This window comes from Micromonospora sp. NPDC049081, from assembly GCF_040648835.1.
GTDB classification, from domain to species: Bacteria; Actinomycetota; Actinomycetes; order Mycobacteriales; family Micromonosporaceae; genus Micromonospora; species Micromonospora antibiotica.
On sequence record NZ_JBEZEK010000064.1, the window covers coordinates 1 to 1,871 of the forward strand.

Consider the following 1,871-nt stretch of genomic DNA (forward strand, 5'->3'; position numbering starts at 1 on the left):
GTCGGCACCCTCGACCTCGGCCAGTCGGCGTCGGGTCTGCTGCAGGTCGGTGGTGACCCGCTTGAGGTACTCACGGAGCTTGTCTTCGTTTGCCATCGCGGGCCATCCCCCTGGGGGTCGCGGGTCTGAAGAGAGCAGACCCATCGGACTACACAGGACTGTCCGCGTACGTACTTAGATCGCCCTATCAGGGCTCTAAATCGCCTGCTCGGAGAGGGGAAACCGGGCGCTGACGGGCGCGGGTAAGGGTGAATTTAGAGTCCGTCCCTAGGTTCCCGGCATGACCGAAGACGGCGTTCCGGGCGCACCGGCATTCCCCATGCCCCGTACCTGCCCGTTCTCCCCACCACGCGAGTACGCCGAGCTGCGGGCCGCCCGGCCGCTGTCCCGGGTGACCCTCCAGGACGGCAACACGGCGTGGCTGGCCACCAGCCACGAGTACGTCCGCACGCTGCTCGGCCACCCCGCCACCAGTGCCAACCGGGCCCACCCCGGCTTCCCGGCGACCGTCGCCAACGTGCAGGCCTTCGCGCAGAAGGGCTTCCTGCTCTCGATGGACCAGCCGGAGCACTCGCTGCACCGGCGGATGGTGGCCGCGGAGTTCACCGTGCACCGGATCCGGCAGCTGCGGCCGCGCATCCAGCAGATCGTCGACGACCGGATCGACGCGCTGCTGGCGATCGGGACCCGCCCGGTGGACCTGGTACGGGAGCTGGCCCTGCCGGTCCCCTCCCTGGTCATCTGCGAGCTGCTCGGCGTCCCGTACGGCTCCCGCGAGGTCTTCCAGGGGCACACGGAGGTGTTGCTGGCCCGGGTCAGCACCCCGCAGCAGCGGCAGGAGTCGTTCGGTGCGCTCCGCGCCTTCCTCGGTGACCTGGTCAGCAGCAAGGACGGCGATCCGGACGACGACCTGCTGGGTCGCCTGTCGGTGAAGTACCGGGCGGCGGACTGCTACGACCACGAACTGCTCACCGGGTTCGCGATGCTGCTGCTGCTCGCCGGGCACGAGACCACCGCGAGCATGATCTCCCTCGGCCTGCTCGCGCTGCTGCGTGACGAGCGGCTCGCGACGCAGCTGACCGACGATCCCACCCTGACCCCGAACGCCGTCGAGGAGCTGCTGCGTTACTTCAGCATCGTCGACTACCCCACCGCCCGGGTCGCCCTGGCCGACATCGACCTCGGTGCGGACCGGGTGCGCGCCGGTGAGGGCTTCGTCGCCTCCGCCGCCGCCGCCAACCACGACGGTGACGTCTTCGCCGACCCGGGCACCATCGACTTCCGGCGCGGCGTCCGCGGCCACGTCGCCTTCGGTTACGGCGTGCACCAGTGCCTCGGGCAGAACCTGGCCCGCGCCGAACTCGAGATCGTCTACGACACGGTGCTGACCCGGCTGCCCGCCATGAAGCTGCTGACCTCCCCCGAGGAGCAGCCGTTCAAGGAGGCCACCGTCTACGGCCTGCACTCCCTGGAGGTGACCTGGTGAGTTTCCTGCGCCTGACCGTGGACGAGGAGCAGTGCTGCTGCTCGGGCCAGTGTGTGCTCGCCGCCCCCGACCTGTTCGACCAGCGCGAGGAGGACGGCATCGCCGTGGTGCTGGTCGCCGAGCCGACGGCGGACCGGTACGAGGAGGCCCGGACCGCCGCCCGGCACTGCCCGAGCAACGCCATCTCCGTGCACGAGCGGGACTGATTCCCGCTTCGCTCGACAGCCCGCCCACCGGGCGCGTGGGCCGGGTTCCCGCATCCCTGGCACCCGGAAAGGCCTGTCCCGTGTCGAACTCCGAAGACAAGTTCCGTGAGTACCTCAAGCGCGCCACCGTCGATCTGCGGCAGACCCGCGCCCGCCTCGCCGAGGTGGAGGAGCAGGAT

The 1,871-nt window shown here is 70.1% G+C and carries 4 protein-coding genes; 3 read left to right on the top strand and 1 reads right to left on the bottom strand.

Annotated features, from left to right (window positions below; all coding sequences use genetic code 11):
- A partial coding sequence (locus tag AB0B63_RS32445) for a polyketide synthase docking domain-containing protein (protein WP_208570993.1) occupies positions 1-144 on the bottom strand: 144 nt, incomplete at its 3' end.
- A 136-nt stretch (positions 145-280) separates the two neighbouring features.
- Here AB0B63_RS32445 and AB0B63_RS32450 point away from each other — a divergent pair.
- The 3 genes from AB0B63_RS32450 to AB0B63_RS32460 form a co-directional block, all read left to right on the top strand.
- Positions 281-1,486 (top strand): cytochrome P450, encoded by a 1,206-nt coding sequence (locus tag AB0B63_RS32450; RefSeq protein ID WP_357025868.1) that lies wholly within the window; start codon positions 281-283, stop codon positions 1,484-1,486.
- The gene (locus AB0B63_RS32455; RefSeq protein WP_307800024.1) at positions 1,483-1,692 is read left to right on the top strand and encodes a ferredoxin; all 210 of its coding nucleotides are present in this window, start codon (positions 1,483-1,485) and stop codon (positions 1,690-1,692) included. Before AB0B63_RS32450 ends, AB0B63_RS32455 begins: the two co-directional genes overlap by 4 nt.
- Before the next feature lie 80 nt (positions 1,693-1,772).
- The coding region (locus AB0B63_RS32460) for a polyketide synthase docking domain-containing protein (protein ID WP_357025873.1) at positions 1,773-1,871 on the top strand (99 nt) is incomplete at its 3' end.